The sequence below is a fragment of the Bacillus salipaludis genome (genome assembly GCF_004358205.1).
In genome coordinates this window covers 166,225-188,201 of sequence record NZ_SMYO01000001.1, presented here as the reverse complement: position 1 = coordinate 188,201, position 21,977 = coordinate 166,225, and the positions used below count along the sequence as shown (strand labels likewise).

21 protein-coding genes are annotated in these 21,977 nt (G+C 39.6%); all 21 read left to right on the top strand.

Annotation, left to right across the window (positions count from 1 at the left end; genetic code table 11):
- The first annotated feature begins 14 nt into the window (after positions 1 to 14).
- On the top strand, positions 15 to 299 hold the full coding sequence (gene rnpM, locus E2K98_RS00855) for an RNase P modulator RnpM (RefSeq protein ID WP_026574886.1): 285 nt from the start codon (positions 15 to 17) through the stop codon (positions 297 to 299).
- Positions 296 to 598, top strand: coding sequence for a YlxQ family RNA-binding protein (locus E2K98_RS00850; RefSeq protein ID WP_026574887.1), 303 nt, complete (start codon positions 296 to 298; stop codon positions 596 to 598). The genes rnpM and E2K98_RS00850 overlap by 4 nt, the downstream gene beginning before the upstream one ends.
- A 19-nt stretch (positions 599 to 617) precedes the next feature.
- On the top strand, positions 618 to 2,888 hold the full coding sequence (gene infB / locus E2K98_RS00845; protein WP_133332438.1) for a translation initiation factor IF-2: 2,271 nt from the start codon (positions 618 to 620) through the stop codon (positions 2,886 to 2,888).
- A complete protein-coding gene (locus E2K98_RS00840; protein ID WP_133332437.1) occupies positions 2,885 to 3,166 on the top strand; it encodes a DUF503 domain-containing protein in 282 nt (93 codons plus the stop codon). The genes infB and E2K98_RS00840 overlap by 4 nt, the downstream gene beginning before the upstream one ends.
- A gap of 17 nt (positions 3,167 to 3,183) precedes the next feature.
- Complete coding sequence (gene rbfA / locus E2K98_RS00835; RefSeq protein ID WP_026574890.1) at positions 3,184 to 3,555, top strand: 30S ribosome-binding factor RbfA; 372 nt, start codon at positions 3,184 to 3,186, stop codon at positions 3,553 to 3,555.
- 52 nt (positions 3,556 to 3,607) lie between these two features.
- Entirely contained in the window at positions 3,608 to 4,528 is a 921-nt protein-coding gene (gene truB, locus E2K98_RS00830; RefSeq protein WP_133332436.1) for a tRNA pseudouridine(55) synthase TruB, read from the top strand.
- Between the two features lie 32 nt (positions 4,529 to 4,560).
- Complete coding sequence (gene ribF / locus E2K98_RS00825) at positions 4,561 to 5,547, top strand: bifunctional riboflavin kinase/FAD synthetase (protein ID WP_133332435.1); 987 nt, start codon at positions 4,561 to 4,563, stop codon at positions 5,545 to 5,547.
- Positions 5,548 to 5,681: 134 nt separating this feature from the next.
- The gene (gene rpsO / locus E2K98_RS00820; protein ID WP_026574892.1) at positions 5,682 to 5,951 is read left to right on the top strand and encodes a 30S ribosomal protein S15; all 270 of its coding nucleotides are present in this window, start codon (positions 5,682 to 5,684) and stop codon (positions 5,949 to 5,951) included.
- 274 nt (positions 5,952 to 6,225) lie between these two features.
- The gene (pnp, locus tag E2K98_RS00815) at positions 6,226 to 8,343 is read left to right on the top strand and encodes a polyribonucleotide nucleotidyltransferase (protein ID WP_133332434.1); all 2,118 of its coding nucleotides are present in this window, start codon (positions 6,226 to 6,228) and stop codon (positions 8,341 to 8,343) included.
- Positions 8,344 to 8,490: 147 nt separating this feature from the next.
- Complete coding sequence (locus E2K98_RS00810; protein ID WP_133332433.1) at positions 8,491 to 9,441, top strand: polysaccharide deacetylase family protein; 951 nt, start codon at positions 8,491 to 8,493, stop codon at positions 9,439 to 9,441.
- Between the two features lie 65 nt (positions 9,442 to 9,506).
- The gene (locus tag E2K98_RS00805; RefSeq protein ID WP_133332432.1) at positions 9,507 to 10,745 is read left to right on the top strand and encodes a M16 family metallopeptidase; all 1,239 of its coding nucleotides are present in this window, start codon (positions 9,507 to 9,509) and stop codon (positions 10,743 to 10,745) included.
- A 221-nt stretch (positions 10,746 to 10,966) separates the two neighbouring features.
- Entirely contained in the window at positions 10,967 to 11,215 is a 249-nt protein-coding gene (locus E2K98_RS00800) for a YlmC/YmxH family sporulation protein (RefSeq protein ID WP_026574896.1), read from the top strand.
- A 169-nt stretch (positions 11,216 to 11,384) separates the two neighbouring features.
- Positions 11,385 to 12,284 (top strand): dipicolinic acid synthetase subunit A, encoded by a 900-nt coding sequence (gene dpaA / locus E2K98_RS00795; RefSeq protein ID WP_133332431.1) that lies wholly within the window; start codon positions 11,385 to 11,387, stop codon positions 12,282 to 12,284.
- Positions 12,281 to 12,883 (top strand): dipicolinate synthase subunit B, encoded by a 603-nt coding sequence (locus E2K98_RS00790; RefSeq protein ID WP_208025310.1) that lies wholly within the window; start codon positions 12,281 to 12,283, stop codon positions 12,881 to 12,883. The genes dpaA and E2K98_RS00790 overlap by 4 nt, the downstream gene beginning before the upstream one ends.
- Positions 12,884 to 13,053: 170 nt before the next feature.
- Positions 13,054 to 14,109: an aspartate-semialdehyde dehydrogenase gene (gene asd, locus E2K98_RS00785; protein WP_133332429.1), complete on the top strand. Its 1,056-nt coding sequence runs from the start codon at positions 13,054 to 13,056 to the stop codon at positions 14,107 to 14,109.
- 159 nt (positions 14,110 to 14,268) lie between these two features.
- A complete protein-coding gene (gene dapG, locus E2K98_RS00780) occupies positions 14,269 to 15,513 on the top strand; it encodes an aspartate kinase (RefSeq protein WP_133332765.1) in 1,245 nt (414 codons plus the stop codon).
- A gap of 78 nt (positions 15,514 to 15,591) precedes the next feature.
- Positions 15,592 to 16,461, top strand: coding sequence for a 4-hydroxy-tetrahydrodipicolinate synthase (dapA, locus tag E2K98_RS00775; protein WP_133332428.1), 870 nt, complete (start codon positions 15,592 to 15,594; stop codon positions 16,459 to 16,461).
- A 161-nt stretch (positions 16,462 to 16,622) separates the two neighbouring features.
- Positions 16,623 to 18,290 carry a ribonuclease J gene (locus E2K98_RS00770; protein WP_133332764.1) on the top strand — a complete coding sequence of 556 codons (1,668 nt, stop codon included), beginning with the start codon at positions 16,623 to 16,625 and terminating at the stop codon, positions 18,288 to 18,290.
- 106 nt (positions 18,291 to 18,396) lie between these two features.
- A complete protein-coding gene (locus E2K98_RS00765; protein WP_035424180.1) occupies positions 18,397 to 19,158 on the top strand; it encodes a ClpP family protease in 762 nt (253 codons plus the stop codon).
- Positions 19,155 to 19,391, top strand: coding sequence for a YlzJ-like family protein (locus tag E2K98_RS00760; RefSeq protein WP_133332427.1), 237 nt, complete (start codon positions 19,155 to 19,157; stop codon positions 19,389 to 19,391). Before E2K98_RS00765 ends, E2K98_RS00760 begins: the two co-directional genes overlap by 4 nt.
- 127 nt (positions 19,392 to 19,518) lie before the next feature.
- A complete protein-coding gene (locus tag E2K98_RS00755) occupies positions 19,519 to 21,864 on the top strand; it encodes an FtsK/SpoIIIE family DNA translocase (RefSeq protein WP_133332426.1) in 2,346 nt (781 codons plus the stop codon).
- The last annotated feature ends 113 nt before the right edge of the window (positions 21,865 to 21,977 follow it).

Sequence of the window (21,977 nt, the reverse complement as noted above, 5' to 3'; positions counted from 1 at the left end):
GGAGGTGAATGATCGTGAACACGCGTAAAAAAGTTCCAATGCGTAAATGTGTGGCAACTGGTGAAATGAAGCCCAAAAAAGAACTCGTTCGCATCGTTCGCTCACAGGAAGGAGATGTCTCCATCGACCTGACCGGGAAAAAATCAGGCAGGGGTGCATATCTTTCAAAGGACAAGGAAGCTGTCCTTCAAGCCAAGAAGAAAAACATCTTATCTAACCACCTACAGGTTTCTATAGAAGAATCATTGTATGAAGAACTACTAGAGCTGATAGAGAAGGAGAACAGACTATCCAAATGAACCAGCAACAATGGATGTCATTGCTTGGCTTAGCCAATCGAGCACGTAAGATCACATCGGGTGAGGAGCTTACCGTCAAACAGATTCAGAGTGGAGGCGCAAAGCTCATTTTATTATCAGCAGATGCATCTGGAAATACAACCAAAAAAATTTCAGACAAGTGTAAATCGTATGAAGTTCCATTGAAAATAGTGGAAAATCGTCATCTTCTTGGCCATGCAATTGGTAAAGAAGCCCGCGTAGTTGTAGCTGTTTTGGATGATGGATTTGCTAAAAAACTGGTAACGTTGCTCGATTAATTTTAGCGGGGGTGAAAAAATGAGTAAAATACGTGTTTATGAATATGCAAAGAAACATAATGTTTCAAGTAAAGATGTAATTACAAAATTAAAAGAAATGAATATAGAGGTTTCTAACCATATGGCAACAATTGAAGATGCAGATATAGTAAAACTTGACGTAACCTTTAACAAAAACACAAGCAATACACAACAGAAACAAACAAAACCGCAACAGCAGAATCGTTCAAATCAAAGACCACAACAGCAGGGAGAGAAGCCACAGGTGCAGAGTAAAACAAGTCCAAAGGCTTTTGATGATGATGACTCAAAAAACGCTGCTCCTAGTAAGGTAAAAGTTGTCTCTCCTCCAAAAACGGCTGAAGGTAAAAAGCAAAACCAAGAATTCCAATCAAAGGAAAACAAAGTTTTCAATTCAGGAAAAGGTAATAAAAAACCTTTTAATAATAATCAAAATCGCAATAATAATAACAATCGTAAAAAGAACCATACACCTGTTCAACAAGCACAGCCACAAAAGAAGAAAGAAAAAGAGCTACCGGCTAAAATTACCTTTAGCGAATCTTTGACTGTTGGAGAGCTAGCTAAAAAAATATACCGTGAGCCTTCTGAAATCATCAAGAAGCTCTTTTTACTTGGTGTTATGGCGACAATCAACCAAGTATTAGATAAAGATGCGATTGAATTGATTGCAAGTGAATATGGAGTTGAGGTTGAAGAGGAAATCAAAATCGATACAACCGATTTAGAGGTCTATTTTACAGAGGATCCAACGGAAGAACTTGTAGAAAGACCAGCGGTTGTTACGATTATGGGGCACGTTGACCATGGGAAAACAACTTTACTTGACTCTATTCGGAATACAAAAGTAACCGAAGGAGAAGCGGGTGGAATCACCCAACATATTGGTGCTTATCAAGTAGTTGAAAACGGGAAGAAAATCACCTTCCTAGATACACCGGGACATGCTGCCTTCACGACGATGCGTGCTCGCGGGGCAAAAATTACCGATATTACCATCCTTGTTGTTGCTGCAGATGACGGTGTAATGCCGCAAACGGTTGAGGCCATTAACCATGCAAAGGCTGCTGAGGTTCCAATTATTGTAGCTGTTAATAAAATGGATAAGGAAGCCGCAAATGCCGATCGTGTTATGCAGGAATTAACAGAGCATGGATTGGTTTCAGAAGCATGGGGTGGGGATACTATCTTTGTACCACTTTCTGCAAAAACAGGGGATGGAATCGATAATTTATTAGAAATGATTCTCCTTGTCAGTGAAGTAGAGGAATATAAAGCGAATCCTAACCGAAAGGCTTTAGGTACAGTTATCGAGGCACAATTGGATAAAGGCCGCGGATCTGTTGCAACCTTACTGATTCAAAACGGTTCATTAAAAATCGGGGATCCGATTGTTGTAGGAAACACTTTTGGTCGTGTTCGGGCAATGGTAAATGATAAAGGACGCCGTGTCAAAGAGGCAGGCCCATCGACTCCTGTTGAAATTACTGGGCTTAACGATGTTCCACAAGCTGGAGATCGCTTTGTTGTTTTTGACGACGAAAAAACGGCACGTCAGGTTGGGGAAGCTCGTGCACAACAGGCACTTGCCGCACATCGTGGCGAAAAGTCCCGTGTTAGCTTAGAAAACTTATTTGAACAATTAAAACAGGGTGAAATGAAGGACTTGAATGTCATTATTAAAGCAGACGTTCAGGGATCAGCTGAAGCTGTTGCCGCCTCGCTCATGAAAATCGATGTAGAAGGCGTTAATATCAAAATCATACACAGTGGTGCTGGAGCGATTAACGAGTCTGATATTACGCTCGCTGCTGCTTCTAACGCGATTGTGATTGGTTTCAATGTTCGTCCAGATGCAAATGCTAAGCGTGCTGCTGAAGCGGAGGATGTTGATGTACGTCTACATCGCATTATTTATAAAGTAATTGAAGAAATTGAAGCGGCCATGAAGGGAATGCTTGATCCAGAATTTGAAGAAAAGATTATTGGTCAAGCTGAGGTCCGCCAAACCTTCAAGGTTTCCAAAGTGGGAACGATTGCTGGTTCATATGTAACGGATGGAAAAATCACCCGCGACAGCGGCATTCGCTTAATTCGAAACGGCGTAGTCATCTTTGAAGGGCAAATTGATGCCTTAAAACGCTTTAAAGATGATGCAAAAGAAGTTGCACAAGGGTATGAATGCGGAATTACCATTAAAAACTTTAATGATGTTAAAGAGGGAGATATCATTGAAGCCTATGTAATGGAAGAAGTAGAACGGAAATGATCATCGGCTCGGCCGTATGTGAATGCATCATCTACGATGCCCATTCATTAAAGGATAAACGTTCCGTTCTGCAACGAATCCTAACTCGGTTAAGGCAAAAATTTAATGTTTCTGTTTCAGAGGTAGATTTCCAGGATGTATGGCAAAGAACAAAAATTGCCATTGTTGTGGTTACCCAGGCAAAAGTTTCAACCGAACAGGAACTACAGAATGCCTTACGATTGATTGATTCGTTCCCAGAGATAGAGAGAGCGATCACCGAGATTGAATGGCTTTAGATTAAGAGGTGAATGTGATGAGCCACAGAGCAAATCGTGTGGGAGAACAAATGAAGAAAGAACTGAGTGACATCATCGGACGTAAAATTAAAGATCCACGGATTGGTTTTGTGACGGTTACAGATGTCCAGGTTACTGGAGATCTCCAACAAGCAAAGGTATATATATCCGTATTAGGCGATGACGAACAAAAGGAGAATACATTAAAGGGTCTGGCTAAAGCGAAAGGATTTATTCGTACAGAAATCGGCCACCGTATTCGACTGCGCAAAACACCAGAAATCATCTTTGAATTCGATGAATCCATTGATTACGGAAATCGAATTGAAAACCTTCTTCATCAATTACACCATGAAGATAAACCACTTCAAAAGAATGATGAAGAGTAGATATCGATGGATAGACATTTGTCTATCCATTTTTTGATAGGGAGTGAATTTGTTGGAAGGTATTTTACCATTATTTAAACCAGCCGGAATGACGTCACATGATTGTGTATTTAAATTAAGGAAGATATTAAAGACAAAAAAAGTTGGACATACAGGTACACTTGATCCAGATGTAACCGGAGTCCTTCCAATTTGTATTGGAAAGGCCACGAAGGTAGCAGAATATATCACAGATGCCGGCAAAGCGTACGAGGGAGAAGTAACAATTGGGTATTCTACGACAACAGAGGATGCATCTGGTGAAGTAGTTGAAGAGAAAAAAGTTAACCGTTCTATTCCAAGAGAAGAAATACTCCAAGTCCTACAATCCCTGTCTGGTGAAATTGAGCAGACCCCGCCAATGTTTTCAGCGGTTAAGGTCGATGGTGTCCGCCTTTATGAATATGCGAGAAAAGGGATTGAAGTAGAACGGCCAACCCGGAAGGTTTTCATCAAATCCATTGAACTTCTTGATGATAGGGAAGTATTCTCGGGAGACACGATATCCTTTCGATTTCGAGTCAGTTGCAGCAAAGGAACCTATATCCGAACCCTGGCAGTAACAATAGGTGAAAAACTTGGCTATCCAGCCCATATGTCAAAATTAACAAGAATTCAATCAGCAACCTATACGTTAGAAGATTGTTTAACCTTTGATGAAATAGGAAACTTAATGGAAACAGGAAGGATCAAAGAAATATTAAGGCCTCTAGAATCAGCACTTTCCCATTTGCCGAAATACGTAATTAATGATACAGTAGCAGAGAAAGTAAAGAATGGTGCGATTTTACCGATTCCAGAACATTTAAAAAATAGTAACGGACCTATAGTCACTGAAACTGGGGAAGGACAGGCACTCGCTATCTATGCAGAGCATCCAGGCAAGCCCGGACTTATGAAACCAGTTAAAGTGTTAAGAAATGATCACGATTAATCAAGGTACGGTATAGAAAGAGTGAGTTTCAATTGGAAGTAAAGAAGCTTAATTTTCCTAATTTTACAGACATTAGTGATTTACCGCCATTATCAATGGCTCTCGGATATTTCGACGGAGTTCACCTTGGCCATCAACAAGTAATTTTAGAAGCAATGAGACAGGCGAAAGAGCTTGGTTTGAAGAGCGCTGTCATGACTTTTGATCCACATCCATCCGTGGTGCTGGGGAAATCTGAGCAGCATGTCCGTTATATTACACCATTATCAGAAAAAATTTACATCTTCGAAAAGATGGGTATTGATTATGTATTTATTATTCATTTTACTACGGAATTTGCCAACCTTCTTCCGCAAGAATTTATCGACCAATATGTAATAAACCTAAATGTTAAACATGTCGTGGCGGGTTTTGACTTCACATACGGAAGAATGGGAAAAGGGACAATGGAAACCATCCCTTTCCATTCAAGAGAACAATTCACCTTTTCAGTCATTCCAAAGCTAACCAAAAAGGAAGAAAAGGTGAGCTCGACCCGGATAAGGAATTTATTAAAAGAAGGGAGAACAGCTGAGCTTCCCGATTTATTAGGAAGAAACTATACAACTGCGGGAACCGTTATTCATGGTGATAAACGCGGAAGGACAATTGGATTTCCTACCGCGAACGTGGATGTTGGGGAGGAATATCTATTACCTCCGCTTGGTGTTTATTCGGTGAGAATGAAGGTAGATGGAAAGTGGTACAACGGGGTATGTAATCTCGGGATAAAACCTACTTTCAATAATGAAGCGAAAAAGCCCTCAGTTGAGGTTCATTTATTCGAATTTAATCAAATGATTTATGGTAAAGAGGTAAAGGTTGAATGGCATCAATTTATTCGCAAAGAACAAAAGTTTTCGGGTATTGAAGAATTGGTAGCGCAAATTGAAAGAGATAAACAAACTGCGCTGAATTATTTTAAAAAATTCGACAAAGTCTCCGAAGATTGTAGTGAATCAACCACTTTCTTACATTAAAATCAAGGTTTCACTTGCATTTTAGACTGAAACATTGTATTCTTATTAACGTATTAAAAAACCTTTGCTTGGCAAGTCGAGTCACCGACGCTTGCTCAGTAACAGGGGATTCATATTTTAGGAGGTGAATTAGGATGGCAATCACTCAAGAGCGTAAAAATGAAATTATCGCTGAGTATAAAACTCATGAAAACGATACTGGATCTGCAGAGGTTCAAATCGCTGTCCTTACTGAATCAATCAACAATTTGAATGAGCACTTACGTACTCACAAAAAAGATCACCACTCACGTCGTGGTTTGTTGAAAATGGTTGGTAAGCGTCGTAATCTTTTATCATACCTACGTAACAAAGATGTTCAACGTTACCGTGTGCTAATCAATAAGCTTGGTCTTCGTCGATAATCAACAGAAGCGGGATTTTTCCCGCTTTTTTGTTAGCTTTTTAAAAGAAAATTGGAAACGTCTTAACCAGTCCCGATAAGCTCTAGAATTGTACAAAAATAAAGAATCCTCTATACATATTTAAAATCGCGGAATTATGTGCATACTATTCTTATATTTGAAATTTCTAACATAAGCTTTTTACGGCTTTTTATATATGAAAAATGATGATTAAAGCGAAAATATTTTTCGAATCATCCTCTGAAATGATTTTTGACCTGAGAGGGGTAACAATATGGAACATAAGAAACATGATTATTCCATGGAGTGGGCAGGCCGCAAGCTGACTGTCGAAATTGGACAATTAGCAAAACAAGCAAATGGTGCTGTCCTTGTCCGTTATGGTGATACAGCAGTTTTAAGTACAGCAACTGCTTCAAAGGAACCAAAAAACCTTGACTTTTTTCCGTTAACTGTAAACTACGAGGAACGTTTATACGCAGTCGGTAAGATTCCAGGGGGCTTTATTAAAAGGGAAGGGCGTCCAAGTGAGAAAGCGATTCTAGCGAGCCGCTTAATCGACCGTCCAATCCGTCCATTATTTGCTGACGGATTCCGTAATGATGTACAAGTTATCAGTATTGTAATGAGTGTGGATCAAGACTGTTCTACTGAAATGGCAGCAATGTTCGGTTCGTCATTGGCATTAAGTACATCTGATATTCCATTTGAGGGTCCCATTGCGGGAGTCGTAGTTGGCCGTGTCAATGGAGAATTTGTAATTAATCCTACTGTTGAGCAATCAGAACAGAGCGACATCCACTTAACTGTCGCCGGTACAAAGGATGCCATTAACATGGTTGAAGCGGGTGCAAATGAAGTACCTGAAGAAACAATGCTTGAAGCCATTATGTTTGGACACGACGAAATCAAACGCTTAATTGAATTCCAGGAGAAAATTGCTGCAGAAATTGGCAAAGAAAAAATGCAAATTTCGCTTTACGAAATTAATAAAGAACTTGAAGCAGAAGTCAGAGCAATCTGTGAAGCAGATATGATTAATGCCATTCAAGTTCAAGAAAAACACGCACGTGAAGCTGCGATAACTGAAGTGAAAAAACAAGTTTTAGCTAAATATGAAGAACAGGAAGCAACGGATGAGAATTTAAAACAAGTTAAGCAAATCCTTGACAAAATTGTTAAGGGTGAAGTTCGCCGCTTAATTACTGTGGAAAAGATTCGTCCAGATGGCCGTAAAATTGATGAAATCCGTCCACTATCTTCTCAGGTGGGGCTACTTGCACGTACGCATGGATCTGGTTTATTTACACGTGGTCAGACTCAGGCTTTAAGTATCTGTACACTCGGTGCAATGGGAGATGTTCAAATACTTGATGGTTTAGGTATTGAGGAAGAAAAACGCTTTATGCATCATTATAATTTCCCTTCCTTTAGCGTTGGAGAAACTGGTCCTATTCGCGGCCCGGGTCGTCGCGAAATCGGTCATGGTGCATTAGGAGAACGGGCACTTGAACCAATTGTTCCGAATGAAAAGGATTTCCCATATACCATTCGATTGGTTTCTGAAGTTTTGGAATCCAATGGTTCTACTTCACAGGCAAGTATTTGTGCAAGTACTCTTGCTATGATGGATGCCGGTGTACCGATTAAAGCACCTGTAGCAGGAATTGCAATGGGACTAGTAAAATCCGGAGAACATTACACTGTTTTGACAGATATTCAAGGAATGGAAGACCATCTTGGCGATATGGACTTTAAAGTAGCTGGAACCTCTAAGGGAGTAACTGCTCTTCAAATGGACATCAAGATTGAAGGTCTATCCCGTGAAATCTTAGAAGAGGCACTTCAGCAGGCGAAAAAAGGAAGAATGCAAATTTTAGATTCCATGCTTGCAACAATTAATGAACCAAGAGCTGAGTTATCAAAATTTGCTCCGAAAATTTTAACGATGACAATCAACCCGGATAAAATCCGTGATGTTATTGGACCAAGTGGCAAGCAAATTAATAAAATTATTGAAGAAACTGGTGTTAAAATTGATATTGAGCAAGATGGAACAATCTTTATTGCATCTGCAGATCAGGAAATGAATCAAAAGGCTAAAAAGATTATTGAAGATATTGTACGTGAAGTAGAGGTCGGACAAATGTACCTTGGTAAAGTAAAACGGATTGAAAAATTTGGTGCATTTGTTGAAATTTTTGCCGGAAAAGACGGATTAGTCCATATATCTGAACTTGCAGAAGAGCGGGTTGGAAAAGTAGAAGATGTTGTAAAAATTGGTGATGAAATACTTGTCAAGGTAACAGAAATTGATAAACAAGGCCGCGTAAACCTTTCACGGAAAGCTGTTTTAAAGGAACAGAAAGAAAAGGCTGAAGAGCAGCGATAATGGATAAACCCCGGTCTTGTCAAAGCTGCCAGACAAAAGAAAGTCAGGGGAACCCCCTGACTTTCTTTGTGTAAATAACTGTCCGCTTGTTTTATGTTCTACCTTGTCCCTTTTATTCATAATGTTTATGGAAGGGGGAACGGGAAGATGAAAAAAGTGATTATATTTATGCTGATTTGTTTGGCTGGATGGGTCTCGGTAAATAATCCAATTGTAAATCCGTATGTAGATACCCTGAAGGATTCTGCAATGATGGTTTCAAAGCAACATTCCAATCCTCTTTATGAAAGCATTGTTAAAAATGCTCCTACATATGAGGTCCCACCTTCCAATGCCAAAGTTGACCCAGTTTGGAAGGCGATACCAGGTTATAATGGATTAAAGGTTGATATTTCAGCCTCCTATAAGAAGATGAAAAGTAAAAATCAATTTGATGAGAAGAAATTGGTTTTTACACAAACTTCACCGAAAGTGCACTTAAAGGATTTACCGCCTTCACCTATATATAAAGGCCATCCTGATAAGCCAATGGTTAGCTTTATTATTAATGTAGCATGGGGAAATGAATTTTTATCGGATATGCTTGCAACCTTAAAAAAACATCATGTTACCACAAGCTTTTTTCTGGAGGGCAATTGGGTGAAGAAGAATCCGGATCTGGCCAAAATGATTGTTGACGCTGGTCACGAAGTGGGGAACCATTCCTATTCCCACCCGGATATGAAGAGACTTACTGCCTCCCAAACGAGAGTGGAAATGATAAAAGCGAATGAAGTCATTGAAGCGGCAACTGGGAAAGTATGCAAATGGTTTGCTCCGCCTAGCGGAAGCTATCGTAATGAGACTGTGACGGTGGCAAATCAGTTAAAAATGAAAACGGTTATGTGGACCGTCGACACTGTCGACTGGCAAAAGCCAACTCCAGATGCCCTTATTAATCGTGTAATAAGTAAAGTTGATAACGGCTCGATGATTTTAATGCACCCTACCGAGTCAACTGCTAAATCTCTTGACCGCCTCATTACTTTAATTGAGAAAAAAAATCTAACAATTGGTACTGTTTCAGAGTTAATGAGCGAGGAAAGAATAATGAAATAACATCGGAAGAGTAGCATAAAATATAAGTAATGAGGTTTTGAGCTGTTATAATCAGGAGGAATTCGATGATAAATAGATACACTTGTCAAAATGGAGTAAGAATTGTATTAGAACAAATTCCTACCGTTAGATCTGTAGCCATTGGTGTATGGATTGGTACCGGATCTAGGAATGAGCATCCCGAAATTAATGGGATTTCCCACTTTTTAGAGCATATGTTTTTTAAAGGTACAACCACACGGTCTGCAAAAGATATTGCTGAATCCTTTGACAGTATTGGCGGTCAAGTGAATGCTTTTACCTCAAAAGAATATACTTGTTATTACGCCAAAGTTCTCGATACTCACTCGAAATTTGCTTTAGATGTATTAGCTGACATGTTTTTTAATTCAACTTTCGTAGAAGAAGAATTAAATAAAGAAAGAAATGTTGTCCTAGAGGAAATTAAAATGTATGAAGATACTCCTGATGATATCGTTCATGACTTATTAAGCCGTGCCGTATACGAGGATCATTCGCTTGGTTATCCAATCCTGGGAACGGAAGAGACACTTAATACGTTTACGGGTGAAAAGTTAAAAGAATATATACATGAGCGCTATACTCCGGAAAATGTTGTCATTTCAATTGCCGGTAATGTTTCAGATGCGTTTATTAATGAAGTGGAAAAATACTTTGGCTCGTACACTGGTGGCAACCATGAATCACGTGAAAACACCCCTGTTTTTCATTCTAATCAGATTTCTAGAAAAAAGGAAACAGAGCAGGCCCATTTATGTTTAGGTTTTGAAGGATTAAAGATTGGTCACGAGGACATCTATAGTTTAATTATCGTAAATAACGTCCTTGGCGGCAGTATGAGCAGCAGATTGTTTCAGGAAGTCCGTGAGCAGCGTGGTTTAGCGTATTCTGTTTTCTCTTATCATTCCGCTTATCAAGATAGTGGAATTGTCACAGTATATGGGGGGACAGGGGCTAAGCAGCTCGATTTATTATTTGAAACCATTCAGGAAACATTGGATAAGTTAAAACAAGATGGAATTACCGAAAAAGAGATTACGAATACTAAAGAACAATTAAAAGGAAGCTTGATGCTGAGTTTGGAAAGCACCAATAGCAGAATGAGCCGTAACGGGAAAAACGAATTATTGTTAAAACGTCATCGTTCATTGGATGAAATTATTGAACAAATTGATCAAGTAACCAAGCAAAGCGCAGATGAAATGGCAAGGTCCATTTTCACTGATCAATTTTCCGTTTCCTTAATCAGTCCTGATGGAGAATTTCCAAAGGGCCTAAAATAAAAAGAAACAGTTCGAGGACTCGAACTGTTTTTTTTTATAGTCCAGCTCCAGCGCCTAGCCCCTCGAGGTTGCTTCGGCCCTGACGATGAAGTCAAAGAACGACTTCACCGTCAGGGCCTCCAGCACTTGTCGGGGCTCTTCAAGGCGCTTCCGCTTTCTTGTTCTATTCTTGGACTTCCCCTTATAAAATAGAATATAGAAAGTGAAGGGAGTCCGTATTGATGAGACTGAGTGAGTTAAGTGGAAAAGAAATTGTTGACGTGAAAAAAGCGGAGCGACTTGGAGTCCTTGGTCAAACGGATCTTGAAATTAATGAGGGAACGGGCCAAATTCAAGCTCTTCTCATCCCATCCCTCAAATGGTTTGGTTTTCGAAAACAGGGAGAAGAAATTAGAGTTCCTTGGAATCATATTAAAAAGATTGGAACAGACATGATTATCATCGATATTCCTGAAAATGAAGATGAATAAAGAATAGACTAAGGTTCAAAGCCCAAGCAAATGGATATTTGCTTGGGCTTTTTTTATGAACTAATCATGAATAACTCACAGATTGATGTTCTCCTACATAAGATGTTGAAGTGAATAGAAGAAACAGATTTCTGAATTGGATTTTTTTAAAAAGAAGGTGAATGTTTTCATGCTGACAGGGATGCAGATAGCCGTAATCGGTGGTGATGCAAGACAGCTGGAAATTATCCGGAAGTTAACCGAGTTAGATGCCAGATTATCGCTCATTGGCTTCGAACAGCTTGATCATGCCTTTACTGGTGCTGTTAAGGAAAAGTTAGATGAGGTGGATTTTTCTACTATAGACGCCCTTATCTTACCCGTGCCCGGTACAAATTTAGAAGGACAGGTTGAAACAATCTTTTCAAATGAGAAGGTTATTTTGACAGAAGATATGCTTATAAAGACACCTGAACACTGTACGATCTATTCAGGGATAAGTAATGCATTTTTAAATGAAATCACGACTAAATCGAAGAGAAGACTTATCCAACTTTTTTCAAGGGATGATGTAGCTATTTATAATTCGATTCCTACGGTTGAAGGAACGATTATGATGGCCATCCAGCATACGGATTATACGATTCACGGATCAAATGTAATGGTTTTGGGCCTAGGAAGATGTGGTATGAGTACTGCTCGAGCCTTTCATGCCCTTGGGGCGAAGGTAAAGGTCGGTGCACGAAAAAGTGAACATCTTGCAAGAATTACAGAAATGGGCGTAACACCTTTTCATTTAAGTAATCTTGTAAAAGAAGTGTCGGATACCGATATATTAATCAATACGATTCCGCATCCAGTGGTAAGTGCTGCTGTCATTTCTAAGCTGCCTGCCAATACACTCATTATTGATATTGCCTCTAAACCGGGTGGAACTGATTTTAGATATGCGGAAAAACGGGGAATAAAGGCATTGCTCGCACCAAGTTTACCAGGGATTGTAGCTCCTAAGACTGCCGGATTAATTCTCGCGGATGTTCTGACACAATTACTTCAGGATGACCTATTAAATAGAAAGGGGAAAGAATAATGAGTTTAAAAGGAAAAAGAATTGGCTTTGGATTAACAGGGTCACATTGTACGTATGATGCTGTATTCCCTGAAATTGAGAAACTAGTGCAAGCAGGTGCCGAAGTCGTTCCGGTAGTGTCCTATACCGTAAAAAGTACCGACACCCGCTTTGGCAATGGCGAAGATTGGGTCAAAAGAATTGAAGACCTTACCGGTAATAAGGCCATCGACTCCATTGTTAAAGCAGAGCCGCTGGGACCCAAAATGCCTCTTGATTGTATGGTCATCGCACCATTAACAGGGGTTTCCATGAGTAAATTCGCAAACGCTATGAACGACAGTCCTGTTTTAATGGCAGCCAAAGCAACACTAAGGAACCTTAAGCCGATTGTGCTCGGAATTTCTACGAATGATGCATTAGGTTTAAATGGGGTAAATTTAATGAGGCTGATGGCTACCAAACACATTTATTTTATTCCTTACGGACAGGATGATCCGGTTAAGAAACCAAATTCAATGGTAGCAAGAATGACAATGTTAATGGAAACGGTGGAAGCTGCAATTGAAGGAAAACAGATTCAACCCGTACTGGTAGAAAGATTTCGAGATGATGTTTAATTATTCCCTCTTTCGTATGAAAATGGTTATTTCTTTTAAAGGAATATGTTAGAATATATAAATAATTCAAATGCTGGAGATGGTTATTCTCTTCATGCGAATTGTTTTTACTAATTAAATTATTTCCAAAAGAAATAACTGGATAAGAGATTGAAAGGGGTCTTATAGTAATGAGTCAGCAAAGCGGATTTAACGTCGCAGTAGTCGGAGCAACAGGAGCAGTTGGACAGCAGATGATCCAAACCTTAGTAAAGGAAAATTTCCCTTACAAGAAATTACTATTATTATCATCAAGCCGTTCAGCAGGACAAAAAATTGTCGTGAACGGTGAAGAATATACGGTTCAAGAAGCGAAGCCTGAGAGCTTTGAAGGTATTGATATTGCATTATTTTCAGCAGGCGGCAGTGTTTCCAAAGAACTTGCGCCGGAAGCCGTAAAACGCGGGGCAATTGTTGTTGATAATACGAGTGCATTTAGAATGGATGCCGATAAACCATTGGTAGTGCCGGAAGTAAATGAAACAGATTTACACCAACATACAGGGATTATTGCCAATCCAAATTGTTCAACTATCCAAATGGTCGTTGCCTTAGAACCAATTAGACAAAAATTCGGTCTAAAAAAAGTTATTGTTTCAACTTACCAAGCCGTTTCAGGTGCAGGTGCAAAAGCTGTGCAAGAATTAATGGATCAAACGAAATCTATTTTGGCAAATGAACCAGTGGAACCAAAAATTTTACCAGTAGGCAGCGATAAAAACCACTATCAAATCGCTTTTAATGCCATTCCGCAAATTGATAAGTTCCAAGAAAATGGTTTTACTTTCGAAGAAATGAAAATGATCAATGAAACGAAAAAAATCATGCATTTACCTGAATTAGCTGTATCAGCTACATGTGTCCGTCTTCCAGTTGCAGTAGGTCACTCTGAGTCAGTTTATTTTGAAATTGACCAAGAGAATGTCAGTGCTGATGAAATTAAAGCTTTGTTAAAGGATGCACCAGGCGTCATTTTACAAGACGATCCAGAAGACCAGGTTTATCCAATGCCAGCAAATTGTGTTGGAAGTAACGATGTATTTGTTGGAAGAATCAGAAAGGACCTTGATGAAGACCAAGGTTTCCATATGTGGGTCGTCTCTGATAACTTACTAAAAGGCGCTGCCTGGAACTCTGTACAAATTGCACAAAGTTTAGTGAAACTTGGTTTAGTGAAAGAAAAATAGAAAAGCGGAAGCGCCTTGCCCAGGGGCGACAAGCATAAGGCGGGCCGGCGAGAAGGTTGCCTTTTACCTTCTTGACGGATTGACTTATGACCTCGAGCCCCTAGGCGCTGGAGCTAGACAAATAAAGTTTTCATAAAGAGGCAGGTTTTGAATGTCAACATGAAAATTATCGTGCAAAAATTTGGAGGTACATCTGTCAGGGATGAAAAAGGCAGGAAACATGCTAGTGTTCATATTGAAAAGGCGTTAAAAGACGGTTATAAGGTAGTCGTAGTGGTTTCAGCAATGGGAAGAAACGGGGATCCTTATGCAACGGATACCCTTCTTTCCTTAATTGGCGGGAATAACAGTAAAATAAGTAAACGCGAACTAGATTTGCTTATGTCCTGCGGTGAGGTCATTTCGAGTGTTGTTTTTACAAACAAGTTGCTTGAGTCAGGAATCAAAGCTGTCGGATTAACGGGCGCCCAGGCGGGGTTTCGTACAAATAGCGAACATACAAATGCTAAAATCGTAGAAATGAAATGTGACCGGATTTTAAGAGAATTGGAACATGCTGATGTGGTTGTCGTGGCAGGGTTTCAGGGAGCAGCAAAAAATGGGGATATCACAACGATTGGAAGAGGTGGAAGTGATACTTCTGCAGCTGCATTAGGTGCTGCCCTGAATGCGGAATGGATTGATATTTTTACCGATGTAGAAGGAGTTATGACCGCTGATCCCCGGATAGCAGAAAATGCAAGGCCGCTTTCAGTTGTTACTTATACCGAAGTATGTAATATGGCCTATCAGGGGGCAAAGGTGATTCATCCAAGAGCGGTAGAAATTGCGATGCAATCGAAAATTCCCATTCGAATCCGCTCAAATTATTCTGAAAGTCTCGGGACACTCGTAACAACCTTAAATAAAGAAAATCGCGGCAGTGATATTAAGGAACGAATTGTAACCGGAATCGCTCATGTTTCCAATGTAACGCAAATTAAAGTTTTTGCCAAAAAAGATCAATACTACTTGCAAGCCGAGGTTTTTAAGGCAATGGCAAATGAAAATATTAGTGTTGATTTTATCAATATTTCTCCGAACGGTGTTGTTTATACGGTGACGGATGAGATGACGGATAAGGCGATCAAAACTTTACAGGATTTGGGTCATGAACCTGCAATTGAACGCAACTGTGCAAAAGTTTCCGTTGTGGGTGCTGGAATTGCCGGTGTCCCTGGGGTGACTTCCAAAATCGTTACTTCGTTGTCTGATCATGGAATTCGAATTTTGCAGTCAGCTGATAGCCATACCACCATTTGGGTTCTCGTCAAACAAGAAGACCTAGTCAAATCAGTCAATGCACTGCATGATGCATTTCAATTGGAAGAAGAAGCAATTGAAGTATATCGAAATGAAATGTAAGGTGTAAACTGTATGAGGCAAGGAGTCTATATAAAAGACTCATTCTAACCCGGCAACCAAATGGAAGGAGCTTAGAAAATGGTTCATTTTGGTCGAGTATCGACGGCGATGGTGACTCCTTTTGATAAAAAGGGGCATGTTGATTTTTCAAAGACCACTCAATTAGTCAATTATTTGATTGAAAATGGAACTGATTCACTTGTGGTGGCTGGCACAACAGGTGAATCTCCCACATTGACAAAGGAAGAAAAACTTGCTTTATTTGCTCATGTTGTCAAAGTTGCTGCCAAGAGAGTTCCGGTCATAGCCGGAACTGGCAGCAATAATACGTACGCATCCATTGAACTCACCAAAAAAGCAGAAGAACTTGGCGTTGATGCAATAATGGTTGTGGCACCATACTATAATAAACCAAATCAAGAGGGATTATATCAGCATTTTCAAGCAGTAGCTGAAGCAACATCTCTACCAGTGATGGTTTACAATATTCCAGGGAGATCCTCGGTCAATATACTTCCAGAAACAATTATTCGACTTTCCAAAATTCCCAATATAGTTGCAGTAAAAGAAGCTAGCGGTGATTTAAATGCAATGACCCATATCATTGCTAATACAGATGAAAACTTTGTATTATACAGTGGTGATGATGGCTTAACATTGCCAGTTCTGTCGATTGGCGGTGCCGGTATTATTTCGGTTGCGTCACATATAATTGGAAATGAAATGCAAGAAATGATAAAGGCCTATTTTGATGGGGAGAATTCTAAAGCAGCGAATCTCCATCAGCAATTGCTGCCAATCATGCAAGGCCTATTTGCAGCACCAAGTCCTGGTCCGGTCAAAACAGCGTTACAGCTTAATGGGTTAGATGTAGGTTCAGTAAGGCTTCCATTGGTCCCATTAACCGAACAGGAACGCACCAGATTGACGGCGCTCTTAAAAAAGTAATAATTAAAAAAATCCAATCGATTTTCGGTTGGATTTTTTTAGTTTAATGGAGTAGATTGCCTCAAATCGCAGAATATGGTTGTAATGATTTTCGTGTTTCAAGTATAATAATCATAACTGATTTCGGTCGGCATAAATAACGTAGGAGGATTCAAACATTGATCACAAGCAAAAAAAATAATTCCATTAAGATAATTTCTCTTGGTGGTATCGGAGAAATCGGAAAAAATATGTACCTTGTCGAAGTGGACAAGGATATATTTGTCATTGATGCCGGCTTAATGTTCCCCGAGGAAGAAATGCTCGGTATCGATATCGTAATCCCAGATATGACCTATTTGACAGAGAATAGAGACAGAGTAAAAGCTATTTTCCTTACCCATGGTCATGAAGATCATATTGGTGCACTCTCTTATTTATTAAGGCAGGTAAATGTTCCGGTTTATGGCATGAAATTAACATTAGCTCTTGCAAGCGCAAAACTTAAGGAACAAGAATTTAACGGAACACCAACGTTTATTGAAGTGGATTCCGATACCATTTTAAACATGAATTCTGTAGATATCAGTTTTTTTAAAACGAATCACAGTATTCCGGATTCTGTTGGCGTTTGTATTCACACTTCTGAAGGTATTATCGTCTATACGGGTGATTTTAAATTTGATCAGGCCGCAACGAAGCTTTATAAGCCTGAAATTGGAAAAATGGCTGCGATTGGGGAAAAAGGAGTACTATGTCTGTTATCGGATAGTACAGAAGCTGAAAAGCCAGGCTATACCACCTCAGAGGCAATTGTTGTAAGAGAAATGTCCAATGCATTTTATAATGCACCTGGAAGGATTATTGCTGCTTGTTTTGCATCTGATATTAACAGGATTCAGCATATTTTTGATTCTGCAATAGAAAACCGCAGAAAGGTTGCGGTCGTTGGGAAAAGCCTCGAACGAATTTATCATATTGCACTTGATTTAGGTTATTTAGAGGTTGAAGAAGATTTAATCATCCCCATTAGTGAATTAAAAGACTATAAAGACAATGAAGTAGTCATTTTAATGACAGGAAACCAAGGTGAGCCGATTGAAGCCTTGCAGAAAATGGCGAAACAAACGGCTAAATTCGTCAATATTCAACCGGGTGATACCGTTTTAATTGCTGCTTCACCATTAAGGGGAAGCGAAGTGTTTTTAGCGAAAACGGTTGATATGCTGTTTAGAGCTGGAGCAAATGTCATTTCTGGTAAACGGACTATTCACGTATCCAGCCATGGAAGTCAAGAAGAATTAAAATTTATGATTAACCTGATGAAGCCTAAGTATTTCATACCAGTTCATGGAGAATACCGCTTGCTTCAAGCACATCGGAAATTGGCACTGGAAATTGGCCTCAAGAACGAACAGATTCTAATCCCTGAGCGTGGAGAAATTGTTGAAATTAAAGATGGGAAAATTGGTTTTAGCGGTAAAGTGCCTTCAGGGAATGTTCTGATTGATGGGATTGGTGTCGGTGATGTTGGAAATATTGTATTGCGGGATCGAAAACTTTTATCCCAGGATGGCATATTGATTGTGGTTGTTACCTTAACAAGACAGGATAAAAAAATTGCAGCCGGTCCTGAGATTATTTCACGAGGGTTTGTTTATGTTCGTGAATCAGAAAAGTTGATGGATGATTCGACAAAATTGGTTCGTGAAATCGTGGAAAGGAATATTGCAAAGGAAACCTTCGAATGGTCAAGCCTAAAGCAGGACATCCGCGATGAACTAAACCGCTATTTATTTGAAAAAACAAAAAGAAGACCGATGATTTTACCAATCATCATGGAAATTTAATTTTAAAGGCACTGGAAATTCCAGTGCCTTTTATTATTTGAAAAAAAGGCATGAATTTCAAGCAGACGTCAATACTAAAGTCATCATGTGTGAAGGGAGTCTAGGGATGGATATTTTAAATAATATTTTTCGAAATGAATCCGAAAATCCAGACGGAGGGGAGCCTCAAAAAGAGGAAAAACCATCTTCCAATTTAATAGAAAAAATTCAACAGCTTGGTCAAACAAATGTTCCTCAATTATCATCTGACTCGAGAATCCACTGTTTAACGATTGTCGGACAAATAGAAGGTCATTTAGCATTGCCGCCGCAGAATAAAACAACGAAGTATGAACATCTCATACCGCAGTTAGTTGCCATTGAGCAGAATCCTAAAATTGAAGGAGTGCTCATTATTTTGAATACGGTAGGCGGGGACGTGGAAGCAGGTCTTGCCATTTCAGAAATGCTTGCAACGATTTCAAAACCGACTGTTTCTGTTGTTTTGGGTGGGGGGCATTCTATAGGGGTACCTATTGCCGTTTCCTGCGATTATTCCTTTATTGTAGAAACCGCAACGATGACCATCCATCCGATTCGCTTAACAGGGCTAGTCATTGGTGTTCCTGCAACATTTGAATATTTAGATAAAATGCAAGAGCGGGTCGTGAACTTTGTTACAAAGCATTCAAAAATTACCGAGGATACATTTAAAGACCTAATGTTTGCAAAGGGCAATCTGACTCGGGATATTGGGACAAACGTAATTGGTGCCGATGCTGTAAAAAATGGTCTAATTGATGAAGTTGGCGGAATTGGAGCTGCGATGAAAAAGTTAAATGAGTTGATTGATTTACAAAAAGAAGAAAAAGAAGGGCTGATTCAATGATTCTTTATACGATGATGCCGCAAGAACTTATTTTTCCAAGCGAAACAGAAGCTTTCTCGAAACAGCAATTGATTAACTATCAAGGGGTTCCACTATTAGTGGATATGATGGATCCTCAAAATGTTCAGGTAATCCGTGTACTAAGCAGTGATCCTCAGCATTTCCTAGACGATCGATTTTGTCCGGGAGCAAAAATTTCTTTTTCGAACAGTGAAGGTTTGTCCGCATTCTAACAGGCATTATGGTATAATTAGGACAAGAAGACAAGAGCAGCCAAGCAGGCTGCTTTCTTCCTTTTTATCCTAAAAATGCTATTTCAGAATAGTTGAAGAGTTAATATAAACGATTACAGGTGATTTAATGGCGAAAAAAAAGAGAAGGCAAGCCAAAAAAAGAGACAGTCAATTAAAAAAGACTGTTCAATATGAATTAACAGCATTAGCGTTATTAGCTTTAGCCATTATTTCAATGGCGAAGCTTGGGGCAGTGGGGAAATCTTCAGTCTTATTCTTCCGTTTTTGGATGGGAGAATGGTATATGCTCTGTTTAATTGGATTAGTGGTGATGAGTGTATATTTAATGTGGAAAAGAACCGTGCCCTTTTTTTTCAATCTTAAATTAGTAGGTTCTTATTTTATTATCTCATCGATTCTACTTTTAAGCCATGTTACGTTGTTTCATTTACTATCCAACGGTGGTAGATTTAAAAATCCTAGTGTAATAAATAACACCTGGGAATTGTTTATGATGGAGGTAAAAGGGGAAACCAGTACAACCGATCTTGGCGGCGGGATGATTGGAGCCGTGTTATTTGCATTATTTCATTTTCTATTTGCGGAAACCGGGACCAAAATTGTTGCTTTTATCTTTGTTCTGATTGGTTTTATTTTAATAACGGGGAAATCATTTGGAGACTTTATTGGAAAAGTTCTCATGACCATTTTTGCCTTTGGAAAAAGTCAGTGGATTGCGTTTAAAGCAGACATGGCTGAGTGGAAACAAAAACAGGAAGAGCGGAAAGTAGAAAGAAGGAACCAGCAGCGGGAGCAACGGGGAAATCGACGTTCTAGAGTTCAGCCTGAAAACGTCGATCCGACTGAGCCGGAAGAGATTAGAATGCCTGAACCTATCATATCAAGTTTTGCTGACAGGGCCTATCAGGATGACGTACCATCAGTAAGTGAACAACAAGAGGGAATGCAGGAAAATGCGATGGTACCAACCGTAGAAGAAGATGATCAAAGTCCGCCGATTACGTTTACCGAGGTGGAAAATACAGCTTATGAACTGCCACCTCTTAGATTGCTGCGGATGCCGCGGAAAACAGACCAAAGTGGTGAGTATGAATTAATCCATGCAAATGCTGCCAAGCTTGAACGGACGTTTCAAAGTTTTGGTGTTAAAGCTCGTGTAACTCAAGTTCATTTAGGGCCGGCAGTAACCAAGTATGAGGTTCACCCAGACGTCGGGGTAAAGGTTAGTAAAATCGTCAGCCTGAGTGACGACTTAGCACTAGCGCTAGCTGCAAAGGATATCCGGATAGAGGCACCTATTCCCGGAAAATCAGCTATTGGCATCGAAGTGCCTAATTCAGAAGTAGCAATGGTTTCACTAAGAGAGGTTCTTGAAGCAACGCAAAATGATAAGCCTGAAGCCAAGCTGTTAATAGGATTAGGCAGGGATATCACAGGGGAAGCGGTTCTTGCAGAACTAAATAAAATGCCCCACTTACTGGTTGCCGGTGCTACAGGAAGCGGAAAGAGTGTTTGTATCAATGGAATTATTACTAGTATTTTAATGCGGGCAAAGCCGCATGAAGTAAAATTAATGATGATTGATCCAAAAATGGTTGAATTAAATGTTTATAATGGTATCCCCCATTTATTAGCACCAGTCGTGACTGATGCAAAAAAGGCATCTCAGGCATTAAAAAAGGTTGTTAGTGAAATGGAAAGACGCTATGAATTATTCTCCTATACTGGAACTAGGAATATAGAAGGTTATAATGATCATATGAAACGCCACAATTTGGAAACGGGTGAAAAACAGCCATTATTACCTTATATAGTGGTTATTGTTGATGAGTTAGCAGATTTAATGATGGTGGCCTCCTCAGATGTTGAAGACTCCATTACAAGATTGGCGCAAATGGCTCGAGCAGCCGGGATTCACTTAATTATTGCAACACAACGTCCATCTGTTGATGTCATTACAGGGGTTATTAAAGCAAATATTCCATCAAGAATAGCTTTTGCGGTTTCAAGTTCAACCGACTCTAGGACGATCCTTGATATGGGTGGTGCGGAAAAACTTCTGGGCAGAGGGGATATGCTTTTCCTCCCGGTGGGGGAATCGAAGCCAATTAGGGTTCAGGGAGCCTTTCTCTCCGACGATGAGGTTGAGGATACAGTAAACTTTGTTATTGGACAACAAAAAGCACAATATCAAGAAGAAATGATTCCAGACGATCTCCCCGAAACCACCGGTGCAGTGGACGATGACCTATATGACGAAGCAGTTAATTTAATTATTGAAATGCAAACGGCCTCTGTTTCGATGCTGCAGCGGAGATTTAGAATTGGATACACGAGAGCTGCCCGGCTCATTGATGAAATGGAAGCACGCGGTGTCGTTGGACCATATGAAGGTAGTAAGCCGCGCGTAGTATTGTTAACAAGTAAACCAAATGAGGAGATTAGTTCCTAAATAAATGAAAAAAAGAGCCAGCTTCTGGCTCTTTTTTTCTATAATTTCACTAAAGAAACATATAATATTGGGAAACTCCTTATTGCAAAAGTCCTATATGATATATTTGGAAG

Bases quoted from the DNA above. Each gene is read 5' to 3' on its own strand.
- pnp (WP_133332434.1), top strand. From the start codon at position 6,226: ATGGAACATAAGAAACATGATTATTCCATGGAGTGGGCAGGCCGCAAG.
- E2K98_RS00850 (WP_026574887.1), top strand. From the start codon at position 296: ATGAACCAGCAACAATGGATGTCATTGCTTGGCTTAGCCAATCGAGCA.
- dpaA (WP_133332431.1), top strand. From the start codon at position 11,385: ATGCTGACAGGGATGCAGATAGCCGTAATCGGTGGTGATGCAAGACAG.
- E2K98_RS00810 (WP_133332433.1), top strand. From the start codon at position 8,491: ATGAAAAAAGTGATTATATTTATGCTGATTTGTTTGGCTGGATGGGTC.
- rpsO (WP_026574892.1), top strand. From the start codon at position 5,682: ATGGCAATCACTCAAGAGCGTAAAAATGAAATTATCGCTGAGTATAAA.
- E2K98_RS00800 (WP_026574896.1), top strand. From the start codon at position 10,967: ATGAGACTGAGTGAGTTAAGTGGAAAAGAAATTGTTGACGTGAAAAAA.
- infB (WP_133332438.1), top strand. From the start codon at position 618: ATGAGTAAAATACGTGTTTATGAATATGCAAAGAAACATAATGTTTCA.
- E2K98_RS00840 (WP_133332437.1), top strand. From the start codon at position 2,885: ATGATCATCGGCTCGGCCGTATGTGAATGCATCATCTACGATGCCCAT.
- rbfA (WP_026574890.1), top strand. From the start codon at position 3,184: ATGAGCCACAGAGCAAATCGTGTGGGAGAACAAATGAAGAAAGAACTG.
- E2K98_RS00760 (WP_133332427.1), top strand. From the start codon at position 19,155: ATGATTCTTTATACGATGATGCCGCAAGAACTTATTTTTCCAAGCGAA.
- asd (WP_133332429.1), top strand. From the start codon at position 13,054: ATGAGTCAGCAAAGCGGATTTAACGTCGCAGTAGTCGGAGCAACAGGA.
- E2K98_RS00805 (WP_133332432.1), top strand. From the start codon at position 9,507: ATGATAAATAGATACACTTGTCAAAATGGAGTAAGAATTGTATTAGAA.
- E2K98_RS00765 (WP_035424180.1), top strand. From the start codon at position 18,397: ATGGATATTTTAAATAATATTTTTCGAAATGAATCCGAAAATCCAGAC.
- dapA (WP_133332428.1), top strand. From the start codon at position 15,592: ATGGTTCATTTTGGTCGAGTATCGACGGCGATGGTGACTCCTTTTGAT.
- dapG (WP_133332765.1), top strand. From the start codon at position 14,269: ATGAAAATTATCGTGCAAAAATTTGGAGGTACATCTGTCAGGGATGAA.
- E2K98_RS00755 (WP_133332426.1), top strand. From the start codon at position 19,519: ATGGCGAAAAAAAAGAGAAGGCAAGCCAAAAAAAGAGACAGTCAATTA.